Annotated in this window: 14 protein-coding genes and 1 pseudogene; 4 read left to right on the forward strand and 11 right to left on the reverse strand. The window is 58.4% G+C overall.

What is annotated here, in order from left to right; genetic code table 11:
* Window positions 1-258: 258 nt before the first annotated feature.
* Window positions 259-1,386 (reverse strand): annotated as a pseudogene (locus tag ACA075_RS13640) (HAMP domain-containing protein); the annotation flags it as partial.
* Between the two features lie 389 nt (window positions 1,387-1,775).
* Between ACA075_RS13640 and ACA075_RS13645 the strand changes: the two are divergent.
* Window positions 1,776-2,306: a hypothetical protein gene (locus ACA075_RS13645; RefSeq protein WP_497298933.1), complete on the forward strand. Its 531-nt coding sequence runs from the start codon at window positions 1,776-1,778 to the stop codon at window positions 2,304-2,306.
* Between the two features lie 47 nt (window positions 2,307-2,353).
* On the opposite strand, the gene ACA075_RS13650 is transcribed toward ACA075_RS13645, so the two are convergent.
* Entirely contained in the window at window positions 2,354-3,349 is a 996-nt protein-coding gene (locus ACA075_RS13650; protein WP_497298934.1) for an aldo/keto reductase, read from the reverse strand.
* A gap of 117 nt (window positions 3,350-3,466) precedes the next feature.
* Here ACA075_RS13650 and ACA075_RS13655 point away from each other — a divergent pair, with 117 nt between their 5' ends.
* A complete protein-coding gene (locus tag ACA075_RS13655; RefSeq protein ID WP_497298935.1) occupies window positions 3,467-4,393 on the forward strand; it encodes a LysR family transcriptional regulator in 927 nt (308 codons plus the stop codon).
* Here ACA075_RS13655 and ACA075_RS13660 read toward each other — a convergent pair.
* The 6 genes from ACA075_RS13660 to ACA075_RS13685 form a co-directional block, all read right to left on the reverse strand.
* A complete protein-coding gene (locus ACA075_RS13660) occupies window positions 4,382-5,317 on the reverse strand; it encodes a GNAT family N-acetyltransferase (protein WP_497298936.1) in 936 nt (311 codons plus the stop codon). The genes ACA075_RS13655 and ACA075_RS13660 overlap by 12 nt on opposite strands.
* Window positions 5,317-6,606 (reverse strand): phenylacetate--CoA ligase family protein, encoded by a 1,290-nt coding sequence (locus ACA075_RS13665; RefSeq protein WP_497298937.1) that lies wholly within the window; start codon window positions 6,604-6,606, stop codon window positions 5,317-5,319. Before ACA075_RS13665 ends, ACA075_RS13660 begins: the two co-directional genes overlap by 1 nt.
* A gap of 52 nt (window positions 6,607-6,658) precedes the next feature.
* Window positions 6,659-9,061, reverse strand: coding sequence for an aldehyde dehydrogenase family protein (locus tag ACA075_RS13670; protein WP_497298938.1), 2,403 nt, complete (start codon window positions 9,059-9,061; stop codon window positions 6,659-6,661).
* A 1-nt stretch (window position 9,062) separates the two neighbouring features.
* Window positions 9,063-10,193 (reverse strand): LuxE/PaaK family acyltransferase, encoded by a 1,131-nt coding sequence (locus tag ACA075_RS13675; RefSeq protein WP_497298939.1) that lies wholly within the window; start codon window positions 10,191-10,193, stop codon window positions 9,063-9,065.
* A 21-nt stretch (window positions 10,194-10,214) separates the two neighbouring features.
* Window positions 10,215-11,456: an MFS transporter gene (locus tag ACA075_RS13680; protein WP_497298940.1), complete on the reverse strand. Its 1,242-nt coding sequence runs from the start codon at window positions 11,454-11,456 to the stop codon at window positions 10,215-10,217.
* A gap of 266 nt (window positions 11,457-11,722) precedes the next feature.
* Complete coding sequence (locus ACA075_RS13685) at window positions 11,723-11,860, reverse strand: hypothetical protein (protein ID WP_176457653.1); 138 nt, start codon at window positions 11,858-11,860, stop codon at window positions 11,723-11,725.
* 157 nt (window positions 11,861-12,017) lie between these two features.
* Here ACA075_RS13685 and ACA075_RS13690 point away from each other — a divergent pair, with 157 nt between their 5' ends.
* Window positions 12,018-12,206 (forward strand): hypothetical protein, encoded by a 189-nt coding sequence (locus ACA075_RS13690; protein ID WP_010460665.1) that lies wholly within the window; start codon window positions 12,018-12,020, stop codon window positions 12,204-12,206.
* A 19-nt stretch (window positions 12,207-12,225) separates the two neighbouring features.
* Here the strand turns inward: ACA075_RS13690 and ACA075_RS13695 are convergent, their stop codons facing one another.
* Window positions 12,226-12,597 carry a fe2+ zn2+ uptake regulation protein gene (locus tag ACA075_RS13695; RefSeq protein ID WP_219093996.1) on the reverse strand — a complete coding sequence of 124 codons (372 nt, stop codon included), beginning with the start codon at window positions 12,595-12,597 and terminating at the stop codon, window positions 12,226-12,228.
* A 244-nt stretch (window positions 12,598-12,841) separates the two neighbouring features.
* Here ACA075_RS13695 and pvdQ point away from each other — a divergent pair, with 244 nt between their 5' ends.
* Window positions 12,842-15,187 carry a bifunctional acylase PvdQ gene (pvdQ, locus tag ACA075_RS13700; RefSeq protein WP_497298941.1) on the forward strand — a complete coding sequence of 782 codons (2,346 nt, stop codon included), beginning with the start codon at window positions 12,842-12,844 and terminating at the stop codon, window positions 15,185-15,187.
* 54 nt (window positions 15,188-15,241) lie between these two features.
* On the opposite strand, the gene ACA075_RS13705 is transcribed toward pvdQ, so the two are convergent.
* Both ACA075_RS13705 and ACA075_RS13710 read right to left on the reverse strand, forming a co-directional pair.
* The gene (locus tag ACA075_RS13705; protein ID WP_497298942.1) at window positions 15,242-16,243 is read right to left on the reverse strand and encodes a FecR family protein; all 1,002 of its coding nucleotides are present in this window, start codon (window positions 16,241-16,243) and stop codon (window positions 15,242-15,244) included.
* 96 nt (window positions 16,244-16,339) lie between these two features.
* Entirely contained in the window at window positions 16,340-21,178 is a 4,839-nt protein-coding gene (locus tag ACA075_RS13710) for a dermonecrotic toxin domain-containing protein (protein WP_497298943.1), read from the reverse strand.
* Between the last annotated feature and the right edge of the window lie 32 nt (window positions 21,179-21,210).

Genomic DNA, 21,210 nt, shown 5'->3' on the forward strand with positions numbered 1-21,210 from the left:
ACCGACCACGACCCGTGAACGGTCGGCGTTTTCATTGGCGCGCTGGGTGAAAGCGGCCGTTTCGGCGGCGTTCTGCGCGACGCTTTCGGCGGTCGAACTCATTTCGGTGATCGCCGTGACCGTCTGATCGGTTTCAGACGCATGACGCACCAGAATCTGGCTGGTGTGGGCGGAAGTCCGTTGCAGGTTGTCCAGGCTGGACGCCATGGCGCCGGTGGCCTGGGTGACTTCGCCGATCATGTTCTGCAAGTAAATGATGAAGGCGTTGACCGAGTGGCCGATGGCGCCCAGTTCGTCTTCGGCGCGGATGGTGATGCGCTTGGTCAGGTCGGCATCGCCCGCGGACAGGGCGTCGATGTTGGCTTTGAGGATTTTCATCCGCTGGATCAGTTGGCGAATCGCATAGATTTGCAGCAACACCAGCAGGATTACCATCGGGATTTGCAGCAGGCTCAGTGTGCTGAGCACATCGTCACGCTGGGCGGTGATCAGCTTGGTCGGCAGGGCCGTGGCGAGGAACCACGGCGTGCCTTCGATCGGGCGCATGAAGAAGGTGTTGGCTTCACCGTTGTTGTCGAACTCGACCCGCTGCGACTGATCACGGTTTTGCAGGCCGGCCTTCACTTGACTGGCGAACGGCGAGTTGCCGGCCAGCTCACTGATGTTCTTCAGCACGATCGGCCCACTGATCCGCGAGCTGTTGCTGATGATCTTGCCGTCGGCTTCGACGATCAGCATTTCGGCGCCGAGGTCTTTTTCCTTGCGGGCGATCAAGTCATTGAAGAAGCCCAAGGTCACGTCGATGGTCGAGACGCCATACGCCGCGCCATTTTTCTGAATGGCCATGGCGCAGTTGGTCCGTGGCTCGGCGCTGGCGTCATCTTTATAGGCAGCGGCCCAGGCGCATTGGCCGCGCGGGGTTTGCATGCCGCCCTTGTACCAGGTCTGGTCGTAATAGTTGGGAGCGGCGTCACTGTTCCAGAACGTATTGACCGCCAGCTTGCCCGAGGCGTCGCGGTGCCAGAAGGTGCTGAACTTGTTGCGCCCGGCCTCACGCTGGCCGGGTAACGGCCAGATACCGCCTCCGAACACTTTCAACTCGCCGTACTGATCGACCAGGCCTGGCAGCACCGTGTCGATGGCGGCGCTGTCGAGCAACGGAATGGTCTGGGTGATGCTGCGCTGTTGCGCTTGGACCTTGTTCAGTTCGCCCTGGATTTGCTCGGCGACTTCAGCGATGCGGTTGAGGGCCACCTGTTCTTCGGTGTGGCGAAGCTTGGGGGCGACCAACTGGCTGATGCCGACCACCGTCAGGATGAACAACAGCAGGATAAAAAGGACCAGAAACAGCGTGTAGCGAGCCTGGATGGTACGGAATGCGGGCATGGGACCGGTCCTTGTGCAGCGTTCTTATTGTGGTTTTCGCTCGGAAAATTCGGCGCTTCGAAGGCTATCGGCCTGCACTTGGCGAGCTTTAGGTACGAGCGTGCTAGAAAGGGGCAGGGTGACGAGCGGTCAGGGGCCGGACAGTGTCGATGTTGATACAAATAAACTAACCAAGACGTACAAGAGGCTGATTAGTTGGCTAGACCACTTTTAAAAAGTTTGTGTAGACCAATGAAACCAGGCACTTGGTGCTTTGTATCTAATATGTACAAAAATTGTAAAAACTGGAAATAGTTGTTGGTATGGCTAGTTGCCAGGTTGATACTCGCTCGCTCTAAAACTGGACTAAACAAGGAATTTTTTATGGTCACGCGGTCGGGAGTTCATTCATGACTATCGGCTACACAGGGGCCTGGACACCCAAGGCAGGGTTGCTGGTTCAGGATACGGGCGGGGGCAAACCTGTCACCCACAGCGCCAGGGTCAAGCAGATGCTGGCACTGGTGGGGACCAATCCAAACGCGCTGAACACGGCGAAAATGGATGAGCAGAAAATCCACCGAAACGTGAAAGGTTTCGATCCGGAAAATGTATCGGCCAAACAATTGGGCAATCTCAGTGCCTTCCTCAAAGGACGAGGCCTGATTTCCGATATTACGGCGATGACGCTAATGAATGCCGGTGACAAATTTAACCGGTTCGGGGTGCAGAACGACCCGGATGCAAAATTCAATGCGCTGGAGTATTTCGCCACGCAACTCGACACCATCCAGAACAACAGCATCAAGGGCGACAAGTACGCCGTTGGCCTGATCCCGGAATACAAGACGGCGATTTACGTTCTGCAGAACTTGCACACTTACGGCAAGGGCAATGGCACGACGGTGCCTACCGACAAGGGCGTCAACGCCAAGGCCTGACGTTTTTAGCGCTGGCCCACTCAACATCCCGAGTGGGCCGGCGTCGGTTACTGGTCAAGCAACTTCATGACTTCCTCCGGGTAACGCAAGCCTGCGGTGGCATTGGCCGGGAAGATCGCTTCCAGGGCCTGCAATTCGTCGCGGCTAAGCTTGACCTCCAGTGCAGCTACGTTCTCTTCAAGGTATTTACGCTGTTTGGTTCCGGGAATCGGGATCAGGTAGTCACCTTGCGCCAGCACCCAGGCCAACGCCAATTGGCCCGCCGTCACACCTTTGTCGGCTGCCAAGGCTTGTACCTGCTGCACCAGCAACAGATTTTTCGCGAAATTTTCCCCTTCAAAGCGCGGGCTGAAGCGACGGTAATCGTCGGCGGCAAAGTCATTCGGGCTTTTCAGTGCGCCCGTCAGAAAGCCCCGGCCCAATGGGCTGTAAGGGACAAAGGCAATGCCCAGACGCTGGCACGCGGCCAGGCAACCGTTCTCTTCCTGATCGCGGCTCCACAGCGAATACTCACTTTGCAGGGCGCTGATCGGATGAACCTTGTGCGCCCGTTCCAGCGTGGCCACTGACGCCTCACTCAAACCCAGAAAACGCACCTTGCCGGCTTTGACCAACTCGGCCATGGCGCCGACGGTTTCCTCGATGGCCACCTGCGGGTCGATCCGGTGCTGGTAGTACAAATCCAGGGTTTCAACGCCCAGTCGTTTGAGCGTGCCGTCGATAGACGCGCGAATGTAGTCCGGTCGGCCGTTGACGCCCCGGGCGCCGGGGTTGGACGGATCGCGGACGATGCCGAACTTGCTGGCCAGGAACACTTGCTCGCGCTTGCCGATGATGGCCTTGCCGATCAGCTCTTCATTGGTGTGCGGGCCGTACATGTCAGCGGTGTCGAGCAGGTTGATCCCCAACTCCAGCGCCCGATGCAGGGTGGCGGTGGCTTCGCGGGTATCGATACCGGTCGTATAGAAATCGGTCATGCCCATGCAGCCCAACCCGATGGCAGAAACCTGCGGGCCGTTTTTGCCCAATTGACGTGTTTGCATGAAATCAACTCCCTGTGGTGTAAGACCGTAGTGTTGACCTCGACAGAACCAAGATAAACCGGCTAAAACTGCTATCACTGTTTGCAATTTCTAAATAATCAACCGGATCGCCTGACAATGGACCGTTTTAACGCCATGCGCGTGTTCACCCGGATCGTCGAGCTGGGCGGCTTTGCCAAAGCGGCGGACAGCCTGCAATTGCCCCGCGCTTCGGTGACCATCCTGATTAAGCAACTTGAGGCTCACCTTGGCGTGCAACTGCTGCAACGGACCACGCGGCAGATCAGCCTGACCCTCGACGGCGCAGCCTATTACCCCCGTTGCGTGCGGTTGCTGGCCGATCTGGAGGAAACCGAAGCGGTGTTTTCCGCCGCCCGCCACAATCCAAAAGGCCTGCTGCGAGTGGACATGCCGTCCGGGATCGGGCGTTTGATCGTGATTCCGGCATTGCCGCAATTCACCCGTCGCTATCCATTGATGGAGCTGGACATCGGTTTGAATGACCGACCTGTCGACCTTATTCGTGAAGGCGTCGATTGTGTGCTGCGCGGGGGGGCGGCGCTGGATGATTCACTGGTCGCGCGGCCGCTGGTCATGCTTGACCAGATCACCTGCGCCAGCGCCGAGTACCTGGCGCGTCATGGAACCCCGCAACATCTGGCTGACCTTGAGGGCCATCAAATGGTGGAGTATTTCTCCAACACTACCGGCAAGCGGTTCGGGCTGGAGTTCATGGTCGACGATCAAGTCAGGTTGATTGACCTGCCCAAGCACGTATCGGTCAACAGTGCCGACGGTTACCTGGCCGCTTGTGAGGCGGGTTACGGACTGATCCAGACGCCGTACTACCACGTCGCCCGCCAATTGAAGGAAGGGCGTTTGTGCGAAGTGTTGAAAGCGACGCCGCCCCCCGGGATGCCGCTGACGGCGCTCTATCCCCCACACCGCCAGTTGTCCCGGCGGGTGAGGGTGTTTGTCGACTGGCTGGTGGAGCTTTGCGCGCAGCCAGGCAATGAGTTTTACCGAAAAGACTCAAGCGGCTGAGCGAGCGCGGCCCAGTGCTTCGGTGTTTCGCTGCAAATCGTCGTGCAACTGTTGCATGTAGGGGCAATGCAGATTGAGGGACCGAGGCCGCGCCCCTCGATGAAACAGGGCAAACCATCCATGACTGCCGGGAGCAGGCATCAACCCGGTGAAGGTGAAACCAAGCGTGGTCAAACTGCGAAGGTCCTCGGCGAAGTGTCGCGACAACGCAAGTTGGGCAGAGATCATCCAGTGACCGGGCAATTGCCGGATCTGGTCGAGCAGACGTTTGGTCAAGCGGTGAATGACCATGTCGAAGCGGTGATGGTGCTGCTTGATCTGCAAGGGTATCGAAGGTTGTGTGGTCATTTCTGGATGGGTGCCGAACAGCGAACTCAGGTGCTGCATAAACCCCCGGTAGCGTTCGGGCCAGGGGATGTCGGGAAGTGGGCGCGCCTGTCCTTCGACCACGTGGCAACCCATCACAATGGTTTCCGGGTGCGGTTCGGCGAAGGGCGAAGGAACGTAGTCGGGCAGCACTCCCGTGCTGTGGAAGCCGATGTTTGCGGCCATGCGTTGCGTGTACGGATGGTGGGTCACTTGCTTGATCAAGACGCTCTTGAAGCCCAGTGCTCCGGCCTGCAACAGTAACTCCCGGCCCAGGCGGGTCGCGATACTTTGCCCCTGCGCGGCGGGATGCACCACGCTGAGAGCCAGTTCCGCGTTCTGCGGGGACGATTCGTGGCACAACGCGGCATGCCCCAGAACACGTACTTCATCCACCGCCAGCATTGATTTCCAGCGACCGTCGGCGGTGTGCTGACTGATCATGTCCGGTAGGTAAACATCCGGTTGAACGTAATGATCGCCATAAACCTCGCGAAACAATTGGCTCACAGCGCGGGCATCGGAAGGGCGGTAGCGTCGAAAAATCAGATGAGGCATCACGCAGTCTCCGGCGATGGCGCGTCATAGGTGCGCAAATCCAGAACCCGCATCTGCTTGCCGGAACGTGGGTGCAGCTTCAGGTCGGTGACGTTGCAGGACAGCACTCGCAACTCCAGCAGCCCTTCGCGATTCAGATGCTCGAGCGCGGTGTAATGGGCCACAAGCGCTTCATACAGCGCCTGGCATCGCGGTGCGGTGGCCACGGCGTTAGCGTCAGGCACCCATTTCACACTGACGATGTCCTTGTATCCGTCATGTTCGATGCGCAATTGCCATTGGTCGGTGCCAGCAACGCGCTGGACAATCTGGAGCATTTCGTCGATCAACAACGACGCCGACCCCACACGAACCCGCTGACTATGGGCGCTACGTCCCTTGAGGGCGAATTTGCGCATTGGGGTGTTGCCGGGCTCACACCAGCAGGCGCGGTCGCCCACCGGATAACGCAGCAGCGGCATGAGTCGGCGGGTCAGGTTGGTCACCACCAATAATCCGGTGCGGTCGCATTCTTCAATGACTTCACCGGTCAGTTCATCGACGATTTCCAGCAGGGTTTGGGGTTCAAATACCCGATGCTCGCCCAAGGCGCAGTCGAGGCTCGTAGCGCCGATCAGGCCCGCATCGACGCTGGCATAGCCGATTGAAGCGATGCGCACGTTGGGAAATACCTGGGTGAGGATGGCCAATTGCGGGCCGAACAGACTTTCGCCGCCGTACAGCAACGTATCAACCCCACACAGCACCCGTTGATGCTGGGTCAGGTACGCCGCGAATCGCAACAACTGCGCCGGTACGCCGACCAGCACGTTGATCCGGTGCTGATCCAGCGCATCCGCCAAGACATCCATGCTGACTTCGCCGGTGAACGGAAACTCACAGATGGAACGTTTGACGTGCGCCAGCGAGTCATGAATGAACAGAAAGCTGGCGTAGAGATCGCCGGAAAAGAACAGGTTGGCGACCCTGTCACCGTCCTTCAGCTGAGAGGAAACACTGTTTCCAAACGTACTGACCAAGGCTTGCCACTCGCCGGTCGAGTAAACCGTCAGTTTGCCCTGGCTGGTAGATCCGCCGGTTTTAAACACCAACGCGTCTTCGATGTCCCCGGTCAACACAGGCCAATGATTAAGGTCGTTACTGTCAGCCCAATAGTCGGCCACATTGGTTAACGGCAGGTCTTTTAGCGTAATACCTTCTGCCGGTAAGTGGTTCAGGCGGGTGCGGTAAAAGTTTGAGTGTTGCCTTATATAAGGCAACAGTTGTTCAAGCGAATAAGTTGTTTTCACTGGGTTCTCTTTTTTATCAGGCGTTGTGAGAATTAAAAATCAAACGATATGTTTAATGTCTGTTGTCGATAACCAACGGTATTTTTCCGCTGTGTTTGTTTTTGGTGAATTCGGATTCGGCACACTCGTGAACTTCTACCGTGATGAGCGCGGCGTTCACGGCATTGGTCAGTGCGGCGTGGGTGAGTAACTTTTCATAAGCCTTTTCGGCCTTCAGGTTCACTAAAACCTTCAGCCGTTCGCTGCCATCGCAGGCGTGGTCCAGAACAAATTGAACAGGTAGGTCGAGGCTGTCCTGCAGCGCCGACGGTGAAATGAATTCCGTGCCTATCCGTATCAACTTGCCGTGGCGCTGCAGTAATTCGAATCGCGGTGACTCGAGCCCGCAAGGGCAGGCTCCGGTTATCCAGCGACCGGTGTCTCCCACGTCATACCGGCGCACGGCCTGGCCTTGCCTGGCCCGGGAGGTGAACAGCAGCCGGCCGATCTCATTGGCTTGCACCGGGTAATCGTGTTCGAGATGCACGATTTCCAGATGCTGGGTGTCGCACATCAAATGAAAGATGCCGTCTGCCGTTGCCGTGCAGGCATGCCCCAGCGGGCCGGCATCGACCGAGCCATAAATCGCGGAGCGAATCGTCGAGACTCCGCAGCTTTCCATCAGGCGCAGGCTGGCCTGGCCCGGGTGCTCACCGCCGAGGAACACTTTGCTGATGCCCGAGTACGCGCGAAGCTGGCTCTGTTCGTTGGAAAACAAGCGATGCAACGTACTCGGCATGCCGATTAGCACGGTGACGCGATGATCCACGATCATTCGGGCCATTTCGCTGAAGTCATCATCGTGCGGCGCCCCCATGGGGAAATGCGTAACGCCCATCAATTCCAGGACTTTGGTGAAGCTGGAGAAGCCCCCATACAGGCTGCCGCCGTAAAACAGGTTCATCACCCGATCCGTTGACGGGTCGAGACCGGCGGCGAACAGGCCGTCAGCCGCTGCGCGCATCTGCCGTTGGAAGTCCTGATAGCTGAACCCGGCCAGGGCAGGCGTGCCGCTGCTGCCCCCTGAGCGGAAAAACAGCTGTGCCATGGCGTTGACCGGCTGGGTCATGAATGTGTTTTTGTCCATGATCGGCTCATGGCATGTATCCGCAGCGGTCGGCAGCGCGTCGAGCGTTGTCCGGCCAGGCACTGTCTCAGGCGACAGACTCACCGACAGGCGACGACTGAAGCGCGACAGCGCGTAGACGCCGTCATGGGGCTCTCCGGGGTAGCCGTCATGAATCAGCCCGCACGGGGCGGTACGCGTGACGCCGGCATTGACCAGCGTGCGCACCAGCCCGGGCGTCTGCTCTGGAGAACACATCAACGCGCAGCTTTGCAGGACGGTGCGCCAAGGCAATAGCGTCTCGGCGATCAAGTGTTGCGGCACCGGTTTGAGCAGCAGGGTACGAAACAGCGGCGAGGGCGCGAGCGTCTGGTGGTGATCCCAGATGACGTTCCATCCCGGGCCGGTCCAGACCTGACCGGTCCGCTGCGCAAAGCAGTGTTCCAGCCTCGCCATCGCGGTGCGGGTGGTGATTTCCGAAGCCTCCTGGTCGGTAGGAATCAGCGCCGGCCAGTGTGAGGCGCGACGTGTGAAGGCCTCGGCCAGGCGTTCACCCAGGTCCAGCAAAACCGCCGGATCGTTGCTGTCCACCAACAGCCATTGCGGGCTGGAGCATGCCTGCTGATCCAGACTGCACACTTCATCCACCAGAGAGTCCAGCGTCGAAGCACTCGCCGCGTCGGGCGACAGGTAGGCGAAGCTGATCCTGTGGCCCCAATCGATCCAGCGACACCCGGCCGGAATCTGCTGACGAATTGCCTTTAGCGCGTTTTCGCCGCCCCAGGCGGCGACGCCATCGGCGCGGGCGCAGAGTTGCGCTATCTGAGCCGTGCTGACCGGCAGCACCGCGATGAAATCAGCCAACTGGCCACGGGTGTCGCAATGCACCAGCGCCGCGAGTAACCGGGCGGTCAATCCTTCATCGCTGGAGCTGGGGCGCAACCAGTTGATGTTGCCGGCCAACAGGCTTTCCAGGACCGCGCAGAACGCCAGCATCGGCGCATTGCCCGGCGTGATATGCACCACCAGTCCCAGCGGATGCCAGCTTTCGAAACAGGCTTGCCGGTAATCGATACGCCGCAACGAACGCGGTTGAACCCCCAACTCACGTTCAAGCTTGGTGGCAAGGTTGCTGCGCTGGCAGAAGTCGACAAGCCCCGATCGTTGATCGTTGTCGAGGGGCACATCCAGCCTTCCGGCTTGCAATTGCAGGGCAAATCGAGCCGCTGCGTCGATGACGGTGTCGCTGTCGATCGGTGCATTCAGCAGTCGTGGCAGTTGTAGGTGCAGTTGCTCGAGGGCTGTCTCGAGGGTGACATCGTCCCGCAGTTCACCATTGATCAAGTACATGTCACGCCCCTCCCATCAGTTCAGATGCGGCCATTGCGCAGCTTCGGCTGGCGGTCGTGCCGGCGCGTCCATGCAGTTCAAACCAGTCGGTCTGCAAGCCGCATCCGCAGATGGCACCGGGGTGCAGCGTCGCCAGGTCCCCCATGACCACGGCGTGCGCGGGGCTGGAAGAAATGTACGGCGACACGAACTCCAGCAAGCCGCGCTGACCGTAGGGTTGAACAGTGAAATTGGATGGATTGCGCACAAAGACCTTCGAATAAACCGGCACATGGAAATGCTGCCGGGCACACTGGATGTAGGGCACGGCATGCTCGACAGCGCCGTAACCGTCCCGGCAGCGGGACAGGTCGATGCCCAATTGGCGATGGATGCGTGCATACAATTGCGACAAAGGAATTTCCTGTGCAGCCTGGGTTTTCCAGCCACCCCCGAGAAACACCAGTGACTCGGCCGGAAGATTCAGATCCGCGACGCCGGTGTCTTCCATGTGCTGCAACGCCTGGGACAGGAGCGCCGGGAAGCCGAGAATGCGTACCGGCAAACCTTCTTCGGCGAATTCTTGCAAGGCGCGGATCACCCCAAACACATCGAACGCGTGACCGTTGCCCGTCAGGCGAAATCCATAGGCGATGCGGTTGACCGGCGCATAGCTGCACAGAAACTGGTCGGTGTAGGCGGTGCCCAAGGTGATCGCTGCCTTGGGTTCATAGCTCAGCAGCAAGTAGTTGCAGGGACTGTCCTGAGTGTCCCAGCCGTAATGGCGAAAAATATGGCTCACCATGCCTTGGGCGGCGGCCATGCTGCGCTGGTCATAGCGCAGGCGACTTTTCTGGCCGCTGGTGCCGGACGATGTCAACTCCAGCGCGCCTTCGCCCGCAGGGCCGAACAACAGGTGACGTTTGAAGTATTGAGCGAAAATCGGCGGCAGTCTTGACCAGTCATCCAGTGTCTCCAGGTCTTGTGCGACGAGCCCGTTGCTGTTGAGCCAGCGCTCATAGCCAGGCGTGTGGTGACAGTGAAACAGGCTGATTTCCCCCATGGCCCGGTCGAACAGGCCTTCAGGCACGGAGTCCAGGCAATAGGGTTGCGTTAACGCGCAAAGCGCATCGGTGTGGGGTAAATGAATCATCAAAGGACCTATCGGGTGGAGTCAGGCAGCAAGCGGGAGGTGGGACCGCCGCAGAAAAAGGCGCAAGGGCAGCAGGCACACGAGCCCTGCAATAGCCGCCATCAGGGCGAAGGATTCGTGGCTGTCACCGGCGCCGGCCGCTGCGATCAACGAGCCGCCGCCGCCCATGACGGCGATAGAGATCATGCCGATCATGGCCGAGACCAGGCCTTTGCTGTCGTCGCTTGAAAACAGCGCGAGCCGGTACAGTGCGGCGTTGCTCATGCCAAGGCCGATGGCGTAAAGGGCCAGGGCGCTGATGAGTAAAGGCGTAGACGCCCCGTAGAAACTGCTGGCGAGCAAGGCGATGAGTCCGCCGCAAAACGGCCACAACGCGTATCGAATCAGTTGCGGCAATTCAGTGTTGGCGATCAATCGATTGAGTATCAGGTTGCCGAGAATGACGGCCGCAAACACCGGGATCTGCCACAGGCCGTACTGCAAGGGTGATAGTCCCTGATTGTGAATCAACAGGAGCGGCGCCAGCCCGATCCACGCAATCAAGGGCAGGCTCATGACCCCCAGCGCGACCGAGGCGCTGAGGAATCGCGGGTTGCCGAGCAACGCGGCATAACGGCGCACGGTGCCGCGCCATTCGAACGGCACCGCTGCCAGTCGCTGGCCGTCTTGACGCAAGGTGCCCACGGTTTCCGGCATGAACAGGTAAAGCCCGAGCCACACCAACAGGCCGCCGATACCCAGCAGTAAAAACAGCTCCCGCCAGGACAACCACTCCAGCAGCAGACTGCCGAGCAACGGCCCCAGCAGCGGAGAGAGCAATGCAACGTTGCCCAGCAACGCCATGATTTTTACCGCATCGGCTTCGCAGAACACTTCTTGCAAGGCTGGATAGCTGACCGCGATGACAAATCCCAGCCCCATGCCCTGAATCAGCCGCAAACCGTTGAACGCATAAATGCTGTGCACGCTGAATGCCGCGGCACAGGCCAGGGCGAATAACGCACAACCGATGAGCAACATCGGTCGACGACCGAACCGATCCGACAGTGGACCAATAAGCCATTGCAGAAGAATGCCGCCCGCCAGATAGAGATTGAAGGCATAGGGGACGTGACTCCCGCTGGCATTCAATTCACGAGTAACGGTCAACATGGCCGGCATGATCATGTCGCTAGCCATATACGTCAGAAGTTCAAAAAAAGTGATGGCAAGGCAAAAGCCTAATACCTGATAGGGCCTGATGTTTATGAGCGGTTGGTGCATGGCATCCCTGTTCTTCTTCGTGAAGTTATATAGTGGGTCTTATTGCGATGCGCCAAGATTAATCAAGCGAGTATGAATACCTCAAACGGACTATTAAGACTGAAAGCTTCAATAGTTTTCGCCAAGTTTCGATGAGGGGCGGGCAGTAAAAAACAAGTGAAAGTGCATGTACGAAAAATGCCCGCGACGGGGCGGGCATTGGTTTAGCAATGACGGAATATGCGTTTTTCCTACAAGTGGATGTTCAAATACTTACGGGTCATACGTTATCGATGCTGGTAATAACCCGGTCCACCGCGATCGTAATGGTGGTCGCCGTGCCAGCCGCCGTGGGGGAAAACGATGCAGCCGCTCAGCGTCAGCAGCGCGAGCAGGGGAATCAACCGTGTGATTCGACGGAACATTTGAAAATCCTCATGGTTATCGCCGCAATAAAGCCAAATCTCTTCATCGGCTGTAACATGAGACCCCGTTTGCAGCGTCCCATTCCCGCATAAAGGTAGGGGCTTGGCATGCTTTCGGATACAAACCGGACACATTTTTCAGGTTCAGGAATTCGCAATGACTCAGTCGCAACGTTTGAAATACTCGATTCTGATCTCCCTGGTGGTATTGGGGATCATGTTCGGCCTTTCGTATCTGCAAAACGCAGGCGTCATCAGCGAGAAGCTGTTTCAGTACATCGCCATCGGCGTGGCGGTGATCGTGGTGGTGGTCAATGGCGTGATGCGTCGCAAGGTCAAGCCTTGATCGACGCACCTTGAGCTGATCAGTCGCGATGGAGCATGGCTACAGCGTGCGGGTGCAGGCTGTAGCTTTTATCCGCATTGAGTGTGATCACGCCTTCGCTACACAAGCGTTTCAACACCTCTCGCACACTGAGGAAGGACAGGGGAATATCCAGGTCCAGCAAATGGCTGTGCACGCCGCGAACACCCAGGCTGCGCTCACTTTCGGCGGCGCTCAGCAAGGCGTCGATAACCTTGAGGCGAATCAGGCTGGTTCGCAGACCATAGCTCTTGAGCAGCAATCTGATCCGTTCGTTACCATTGCGCTCGCCTCGTTGACTGAAAACACCAGAGCCCATGGCTGAGCCTTTTGGCGCGTGACTACCGTCCATTGGCAGTTGCGAGTTGTACATGCAAAAACTCCTTTTCCGAGCCGGCCAGGAAATGTGATGGGTGCTCTCATTCAATAAGACGTATGAGCACCGCAAATAATGAAGGCTCGAATGTAGAAAATTCGTCACCGTCATGTCATTGCCCTGTGAGAAGGCGGGATAAAGTGCCTTTTGCGGCCTAAATTTTTGTTGTGGGTTTCGTTCCTAGGGGAAGGCGCGATGCGTGTTTGACGCAGGGTGTTTGTCTTTTCGATCAGGAGCGAGCGTGATTATTTCCAGGCAATTAACCAGGTTGAGCCTTGCGGGCATGTTGGTGGGACTGAGTCTTGCGGCAAATGCACGCAGTGCGCCGGAGCAGGCCAACGCCGACATTCGCCGCACCAGTTTTGGTGTGCCGCATATTCGTGCCGAAAACGAGCGTGGGCTCGGCTATGGCATCGGTTACGCCTACGCCCAGGACAACCTGTGCTTACTGGCCAATGAGATTGTCACCGTCAATGGCGAGCGTTCACGCTATTTCGGCCCGGACCAACTGACGGTCGAGGAACGCGAGAACCAGGTCAGCGACCTGTTTTTCACCTGGCTCAATACCCCTGAAGCCGTCGCCGGGTTCTGGAAGGCGCAAACCCCGCCAGTGCGTGATCTGGTCGAAGGTTATGTCGCCGGGTACAACCGCGCGCTGGCCGAGCGCCATGCACAAGGTTTGCCGCAGCAGTGCCAGGGTGAATGGGTACGTGACATCACCTCGCAGGATCTGGTCAAGTTGACTCGCCGCCTGTTGGTGGAAGGTGGAGTAGGGCAGTTCGCCGAAGCGCTGGCGGGGGCGAGGCCACCCAAGGCCGTTGCTCGGGCAGTGGGCGAGGGGTCGTCGTTTCAGCTGGCGGCTACGCGCATGCAACGGTTCGCGCTGGATCGCGGCAGCAACGCAGTGGCGGTCGGCAGCGAGCGTTCGTTCAATGGCCGCGGGATGTTGCTGGCCAATCCGCATTTCCCGTGGATTGGCGGGATGCGTTTCTACCAAATGCACCTGACCATTCCCGGCAAGCTGGACGTGATGGGCGCGGCGTTGCCGGGTCTACCGATGATCAATATCGGTTTCAACCAGCACTTGGCGTGGACCCACACCGTGGACACGTCCAAGCACTTCACCCTGTATCGCCTGCAACTTGATCCCAAGGATTCGACCCGTTATCTGCTCGATGGCAAGTCGCTGCCGATGAACAGGCAGACCGTGACGCTGAACGTGAAACAGCCTGATGGCCAAACTAAAGCGGTGTCCCACGTGGTCTACAGCTCGCAGTTCGGTCCGATCGTGCAGTGGCCCGGAAAACTTGACTGGGACAATCAGTACGCCTACAGCCTGCGCGATGCCAACCTGGAAAACGACCGGGTGTTGCAGCAGTGGTACGCCATGAATCAGGCCACCAGCCTCAAGGATTTGCAGGCCTCGGTGCACAAGACTCAGGGCATTCCGTGGGTCAACACCCTGGCGGTGGATGATCAGGGGCAGACGCTGTACATGAACCTGTCGGTGGTGCCGAACGTCAGTGCCGACAAACTCGCCAAGTGCAGCGACCCGCGTGTCGGGTTGCAGTTGATCGTGCTCGACGGTTCCAACAGCGCCTGTGCCTGGGACATCGACCCGAACGCGGCGCAAAAAGGTATTTATGCGGCGGACAAGTTGCCGCAACTGCTGCGTAAAGACTACGTACAACACTCCAACGATTCAGCGTGGATGGCCAACCCGGCGCAACCGCTCACCGGGTACTCACCCCTGATCAGCCAGGAAGGCCAGCCACTGGGTTTGCGCTCGCGGTTCGCCCTGGACCGCTTGAGCACGCTGAGCAAGGCAGGCCCAGTCTCGGCGGCGGATCTGCAACGGTTGGTGATGGACGATCAGGTGTACCAGGCCGGGCAAGTGATGCCGGACCTGCTGCAATTTTGCGCCAGCGATCTGGGCGCCGATGCCGCCACGCTCGCTCCGTTGTGTGCCAGTCTCAAGGCGTGGGACCGCAGCGCGAATCTGGACAGCGGACTCGGCTTTGTACACTTCCAGAACGTCATGGAACCGTTGCAGCAAGTCCCGGACATCTGGCGAGTGGCGTTCGATCCGAAAGATCCGCAGCACACGCCGCGTGGCTTGGCGCTCGATAATCCGCAGGTCACCCAGGCGATTCGCGAGGCGATGCTGGCGTCGGTGGAGCAGGTCACAAAACTGGGACTCAAGGATGACAGCCGCTGGGGTGATATTCAGGTGATCAGCAGCGGCGGGCAACAGACACCGATCCACGGCGGGCCAGGCACCCTGGGCGTGTACAACGCCATTCAAAGCGTGCCGAGAAGCGATGGCAAACTCGAAGTCATCAGCGGCACCAGCTATTTGCAAGTGGTGACCTTTGATGACAAAGGGCCGCACGCCCAGGGGCTGCTGGCATTCTCGTTGTCCAGCGACCCGACGTCGAAGTATTCACGGGATCAGACCGTTGCCTTTTCGAAGAAGCAGCTGAGCCCGTTGCCGTTTACCGAGCAGCAGATCACGTCAGATCCGCAGTACCAGGCGCAGACGATCCGCGAGCAGGATGAAAAAGCCGGGAAGGTGGCCGCTCAGTAAGAGGGCGATTCAAGCAGTAAAAAAGGCCGCATCCCCTTGAGGGTTGCGGCCTTTTCAGCTTTTAGGGGCTTGTTGCGGGATCGCATTGAGTACCGGATTACCTTCCTTGTTACGGGTCAGGTAGACCGGCAGCACCTTCGGCAGGGAAGCCACCAGGTTGTTCAGTTCCTTGATGTTGTAGATGCCACCCAGGCGAATCGTGCCGGTGCTGTGGTCGGCGACCATGATCGGTTTGCTCAGGTACCGGTTGATCAACGGCAGGGCATCGTTCAGCGCCAGATCATCGAGCACCAGTTTGCCACTGCGCCACGCCAGGGAATTGTCGTTGGGGTAGGTCTGATTGATCTGCGGGGTGAAGTCGCCGTGTTTATAACGCGCCTGCATCGACGGCCCCAGGCGCAAGCCATCCCCCGAAAGGTCATCGTTGCTGCTGACCAGAACCGAGCCTTCAATCAGGTTCACGCGTACCTGATCCTCGTACATCCAGACGTTGAACTTGGTCCCGGTGACGCGAATCCTGCCGTCCGCTGCCCTGACAACAAAAGGGTGAGCCAGGTCGTGGCTGACGCTGAAGAAGGCTTCGCCTTTTTCCAGCGTGACCCGGCGCTGATCCTTGTAGTTGCTGAAGGTCAGCTCGCTGCCCAGGTTCAGTTCCACTTGGCTGCCATCGCTCAGGGTGATCTGACGGACCGTGTCACTTGCTTCGAAATGCTGATACGAATTCGGTAGCCAGCCCATGTTCCAGCCGCTGTACGCCGCCAGTGGCAACGCGAGGGCGCACACGGCGGCGGCGATGCCGACCGTGCGCCAAGGCGTGGCCGGTTTGAAGCGAGCCACCGATGTAACGGCCTCGGGACGCGGTAAGTCTCCCGCGACTACCCAGATCTCGAGCATGGCTTCGTACTCGAACGCATGCAGCGGGTGAACATCACGCCAATGTTCGAAGGCGATCCGCTCTTCGGCGGTGCAGTCGACGGCGTGCAGACGCATGCACCAGTGCGCAGCGGCATCGGTGATGGCGTCATATTCGGCTTGCGAGAGAGAGTTGTCGGTCATTGACTCATCCTGATTTCCTGCATTCTAACCTTGAGGGGAAGCCTGCGAGAACAGCCGTCATGGCAATTAACCATCAAATGAGAATTATTTTTGACGTCAGGGCGTGCTGACGTGCAGTTCACGGCCCAGATGACTGACCAACCAGGCCACGCTGTCGGCATTATTCAACTGTACGGTCAGCCTGACCAGCGGGTTTTTCTTGAACGTTTCGCGGGCTCCGCTCAGGTTTTCCGCGCCGGTCAACGCCAGAATACGGTCCTTTATGCGATCGGATTCCTCGTAGGAGGTACTGCCCGGATCTTCCCACACACCGGTATCAGGATCCTGGCTCATGAACAGCCGGGTATAGGGGGTCTGGATCGAGAGTGCCGTTTTCTGCACGTTGGCCAAGGCGCGTTTGAGTTCAGCCGCAAGGGGGGTGGCTGTTCCAATCAGATCGGTGAACGGTCTGCCGGGGTCAAGATAAGAAATGTCCTCGGTTTGACAGGCCATGTGCGACAACTCATGAATCAAGGTCACCGCCCGTGCATGGGTGTCGATCGGAAAGGCCGCGTCGGTCAGGTGTTGGCGGTAGTGGTCGAATCCAAGATTGAAGAATTTTTCTGCAAGGTGAATTCTCCGGTTTGTGTCGTTCGCCACGATGAAGGCAAAGGTGTTTTGTGCGTCGTCGGTCACCCTGCCGACGGCAAAACGGCTGGACTTTGGTTTTCTCAGTGAGGGCTCCAGCAACGCTGTGAAAACGTCGCCCATGACTTTTTCAATCTTCTCGACATATGCGGGCAGCACGTGCGGCACACCCAGGAAATCCATGATGAGTTGATGCACCGGAGTGAGGGTGTCGTCGGAGCTTTTGAGCAGTTGCAGATTTCGATAGCTGTTCCAGGCATAGGTGGTGGCCAGGTCCAGCGCTTCGTCAATCTGACGGGCCTTCTGCGGAAACAGTCGACGGATACGGGACATGCCCATGGCATCGACGTTCATGCCGTCAAAAACCGATATTGCAGTATCCACCCGTCCAAACAGACTGAAGCGAGGTGCCGATTCTCGCCCATCAAGCAGCCATTGCTTCGATTCGTTCTGGCGCAGACGAGGGCCCAGCGTGTGAGTGTCGCCGATGCGCCAGCGGTTGCCGCGCTTGATGACTGGAAACACCTTTCCCTCAACCGGCCCGTAGTGTTGTTTTGTCGTCGGATGGGTGTACAGCCCAAGCGTTGCGTCTGATGTCAGCGAACCCAGATCGACATTGATGCTTTCGTGGCGCTTGCGCTGCGTACGTTCGGGCCCTGTGACGTCGATGTCTCGCCATTTGAGCCGGGTATCGGGTTGTTCCGGTGCCGGTAGGGCCGGTGTCGAAGACAGCAGCGTTTGATCCCCCAGTGTTTGGCGCAGCGTGGAGAGTTCGGCCATGCCGCTGATGAACTCTTTGATGGCGGCGCCCCATTTATGGGTTTGCAGGTCTTCGGCGGATTGCTTGATGTCGCGGTAACTGCGCCACACCGTCTCCGGGTAGGCGAGTTTGCCCATGAAAAATGTATAGGCCTCGTGCAGGTCTTCGCCCAGCACATGTTTGATGGTTGCCCATTCGCCCTGTTTTTGGTCATCGGACTGGCAACCGAGCAATCGGCCCAGCAAGGCGGCGTTGTCATTGAGCAGGTGTTTGAACAGATTCCCCTTGATCGGATGAGAGGCCAGTGTGGTGGTACTCGACGACGCGGTTCTGGCAACGCGGTGATGGGTGGTCGCCATCCTGGTTTCCAGCAATGTCCGGTCAGGGTTCTGCAGATTCAGGAGCAGCCAGTCGAGTAGCGGTCCGCGGGTCTTCAGTTCTGTCAGCAGTTGGGCTTCATTTTCATACTCTTTGACCCCGTGCCCAAGGCTGTGAGGCGCAATCAGCACTTGGGGTGCAGTGCGATCCGCCGTTGAGCCGATCAGATAAACACCGGGCACTTTGATCGATTGGCCCTGCTTGATACCGAGGAACTCAAGCGGACGGATGATTGCGTGGGCACCGTCGACCGCTGCACGGGCGAGGGCGTCTGGCATGTCCATGACTTGTTGGATCAGATCAAACCCGGTCTCGCTCAGACGCTCCTGCAGTTTTTCCGCGTGGGCGTAGTGCATCAACTGCCAGGGCAATTGTGTGTAGAAGCGCTTCCTGCGGTCTGCGTTCCCCGGGGTGTCCGCCAGGGCTTCGCTCACTAATTTCTGCTGATGCTCGCCCGGTTTCAGGTTGCGGATCAGGTCTTTGATGTAGCGTTCGTCCATGCCCTCGGGAATCACGGTGCTATCAAGCGATAACAGCTTGAAATGGAGCTGATCCAGCGTCTTGAAGTGAGTCAAGGCAAAGTCGGTCAGTGTTTGAGTGCGGGCCGCTGATGTCGGGCGCACACTGATTTGCACCTGGACGTTGTCTGGGTCGATGTTGAAGGTGTCTGCCTTGAGTTGTTTTTCAAGTTCATGGTGTGCCGTGCGTTGCAGTGACCGTATGCCGGTCAGGTAATCCTGGTCGTCTTTAACGTTGTCGAGGTATTGCTGAAGCAGTTCGGCGTGCACTATCAGGTCTTTCACGGACGCCTGGGCCAGCCATGCCGGCAGCTTTTGTCGGGTCGTCAGTGACCGCGCTATGTCGATGGCACGGTCGAGCCCTGTCATCGGTTTACGCAGCGAGACGAGGTTCAGGAGATGGGTCAGCGGCGTGACGGAAAGCTTTGTCGCCAGGGCATCGGTCAGAAACGCCGGGTTCAGGTGCACATAGGGTTTTTGCAGATAATCAAGAAAGTGCCCATAAACCCGCTGCAGGGGCGCCAACGTGTAGGTCTTGCCAGGCAAGCGCTCGTTGCGGCCAAGGTTCTCCAGCAGCGTTGAGCGATGGTTGACGTCGGCAACGCGTCGACCGAGTTCGGTCAGCAACGGGGTTAACGCCTTGAAGGCTTCAAACCCCAACGCGGGTGTCCACAAAATCGCCTTGCCCGAATGCACTGGGTCCAGGCCACCTCGTTCAGTCAACACAAAACAGCTGGCCAGTTTCAACGGATCCGCCGCGTCGCCGGCCTTCAGCGCCAGGGAAAACACGTCAGGCAAAAAACCGTTCAATGCCGCTCTTTGCAGATGTATCGGGCTATCGAGCACGGTTTTGATGATCGCCTGTTCCGTCGTACCCAACGTGCGCGATACGGCCCGCAGCTTCAGTTCACTGCGCAATGCCGTTGACAGCGTGTGAGTAAACGCCGATTGCAAGCTCGCCACGGAGGACCCCAGGACGCGCTCCGCGTCGGCGATCGTGCGAGTTGCCGTGGAGATGGCCGGGTGTTTCTTCAGGAGTTGATCGAGCGCCTGCTCGACGGAGTTGAGCAGCGACAGCTCCTCTTTGGCCGACTCGGCGCGCACAGTGGCCGGTTGCGCGCTGCCGCGCCGATCCACGCGTGTACTCCAGCGTCCTGAAGGGTCGGGGGCCAGCAGACGGTCATCGATCAATCCCCGGACATCCAGGGCGCTGTCGAGCAAGGCATTGGGGTCGAGCGTACCTTCACTTTCGCGCAAGCGGCTCAGCGCATGGGACAGGTTGTCCCGTTGCTTGCCAAGGATGTCGGCCATCAAATGTGTGAACACCGGGCCGATGACCGGTTTGCCATCAATCAGGCGCTCAATCGGCTCCAACGCCAGAAAGGTGGCGCGTTCGTCCAGCGACATGAAGTTGAGCAAGGTGTCTTCATGCCCTTCGGTTTTCATCATCTCCAGCACGATTTTTTTGACCGCCGGCAGATTGCTCGTCGCTTCGATACCTCGGGAAGGGGAGTACAGAAATCCCAAGGTGTTGGTGCCGCCGATCATCAAGGTCGAGGCCAGCTCCGCAAAGTGCCTGAAGGGCGCGGTTACGCGTATTTTCTCAATGCGAAGCGGATCGTGCGCGTCAGGCGGGAGGCTGACGTTCATCAGTCGCAGGTATTCCTGCGTGGTTAAAATGCCGTTCTGGCGCTGCTGCAGAAGCTTCAGGTGAAAGGTGTCGCGCAAGCCCTCGGTGAAAAACGCCAAGCGGGAGAGGCCTGTGCTCATGGGCGTGTTCCAGAACAAGGCGAGCAGGCTGTGCAAGTGCGGCGTGAAGCTCTGCGCGATTTCTTTTACCGCGCTTTCCCACGTCTGGTTATCAGCGTCGCTGCTGACGCTATGCTCGGGATTGGCGACGACCCTTGAATCGCCGGCTGGCCACTGATTGGTGAGGTAGAAGTGCAGAAGTGCATCGCTCAGAGGGATCGAGGAAATCGTGTGCAGGTCTTCGTTACCGTCGAAGGCGGAAGTTGTCTTCACGAAGCTCTTCAGTCGGGTCAGGCGGTGGTCCAGCGTGGGGAATGCCTTGTGCAACGCGTGCTTGAGCGTGTCGTCCAGCATCGATTGCAGGGTTGGCGTCTTGAGCAGCTCAGCCTTCATCGCCTTGATGTTCTGTTCCTGATTGTGATCGAGGGTCAGTTGCTGGTCCTGGAACACCGCGCCTTCGATGTCTTTCGTGGCAATGTCGGGAGCGGTGGCGACGGCTAGAGCACTGCGTTGTTCGATGGAGAGAAAGCGCAATAGCTCGCGCTTGCCATCGGCCTGCACCAGCCATTGTTTGAGTTTGCTTTTGAGGCTGGCCATGTCCGCAAACTTGATCAAGCCCTTCCACGGTGTGTAGAGCGTGACCTCTCCCTCATTGGGCCGACTCATGGCAAAGGCGCCGGCCAATGGAATATCCGTTTTGCCCGTCACCTTCAGCAACAGTTGGCAGACGTGCATTGAATCTTTTTGCGCGATACGGGCAGCGTCGGTGGCCAGATAGACGTGCTTCAACCATTTAAGGTCGCCGAGGGTGAAGTTCAGCGCGTTTTCGCGCTCGCCAGGTTGTCTGGCAGTGGCTGCGCGTTCTGCCTCGTCAAAAAAATACGGCGTTATGGGTTCAGTCATGGTTTTTCCTCATTGGCTGCAATCAGCAGCCA

It is taken from the genome of Pseudomonas sp. LBUM1663, from assembly GCF_059695905.1.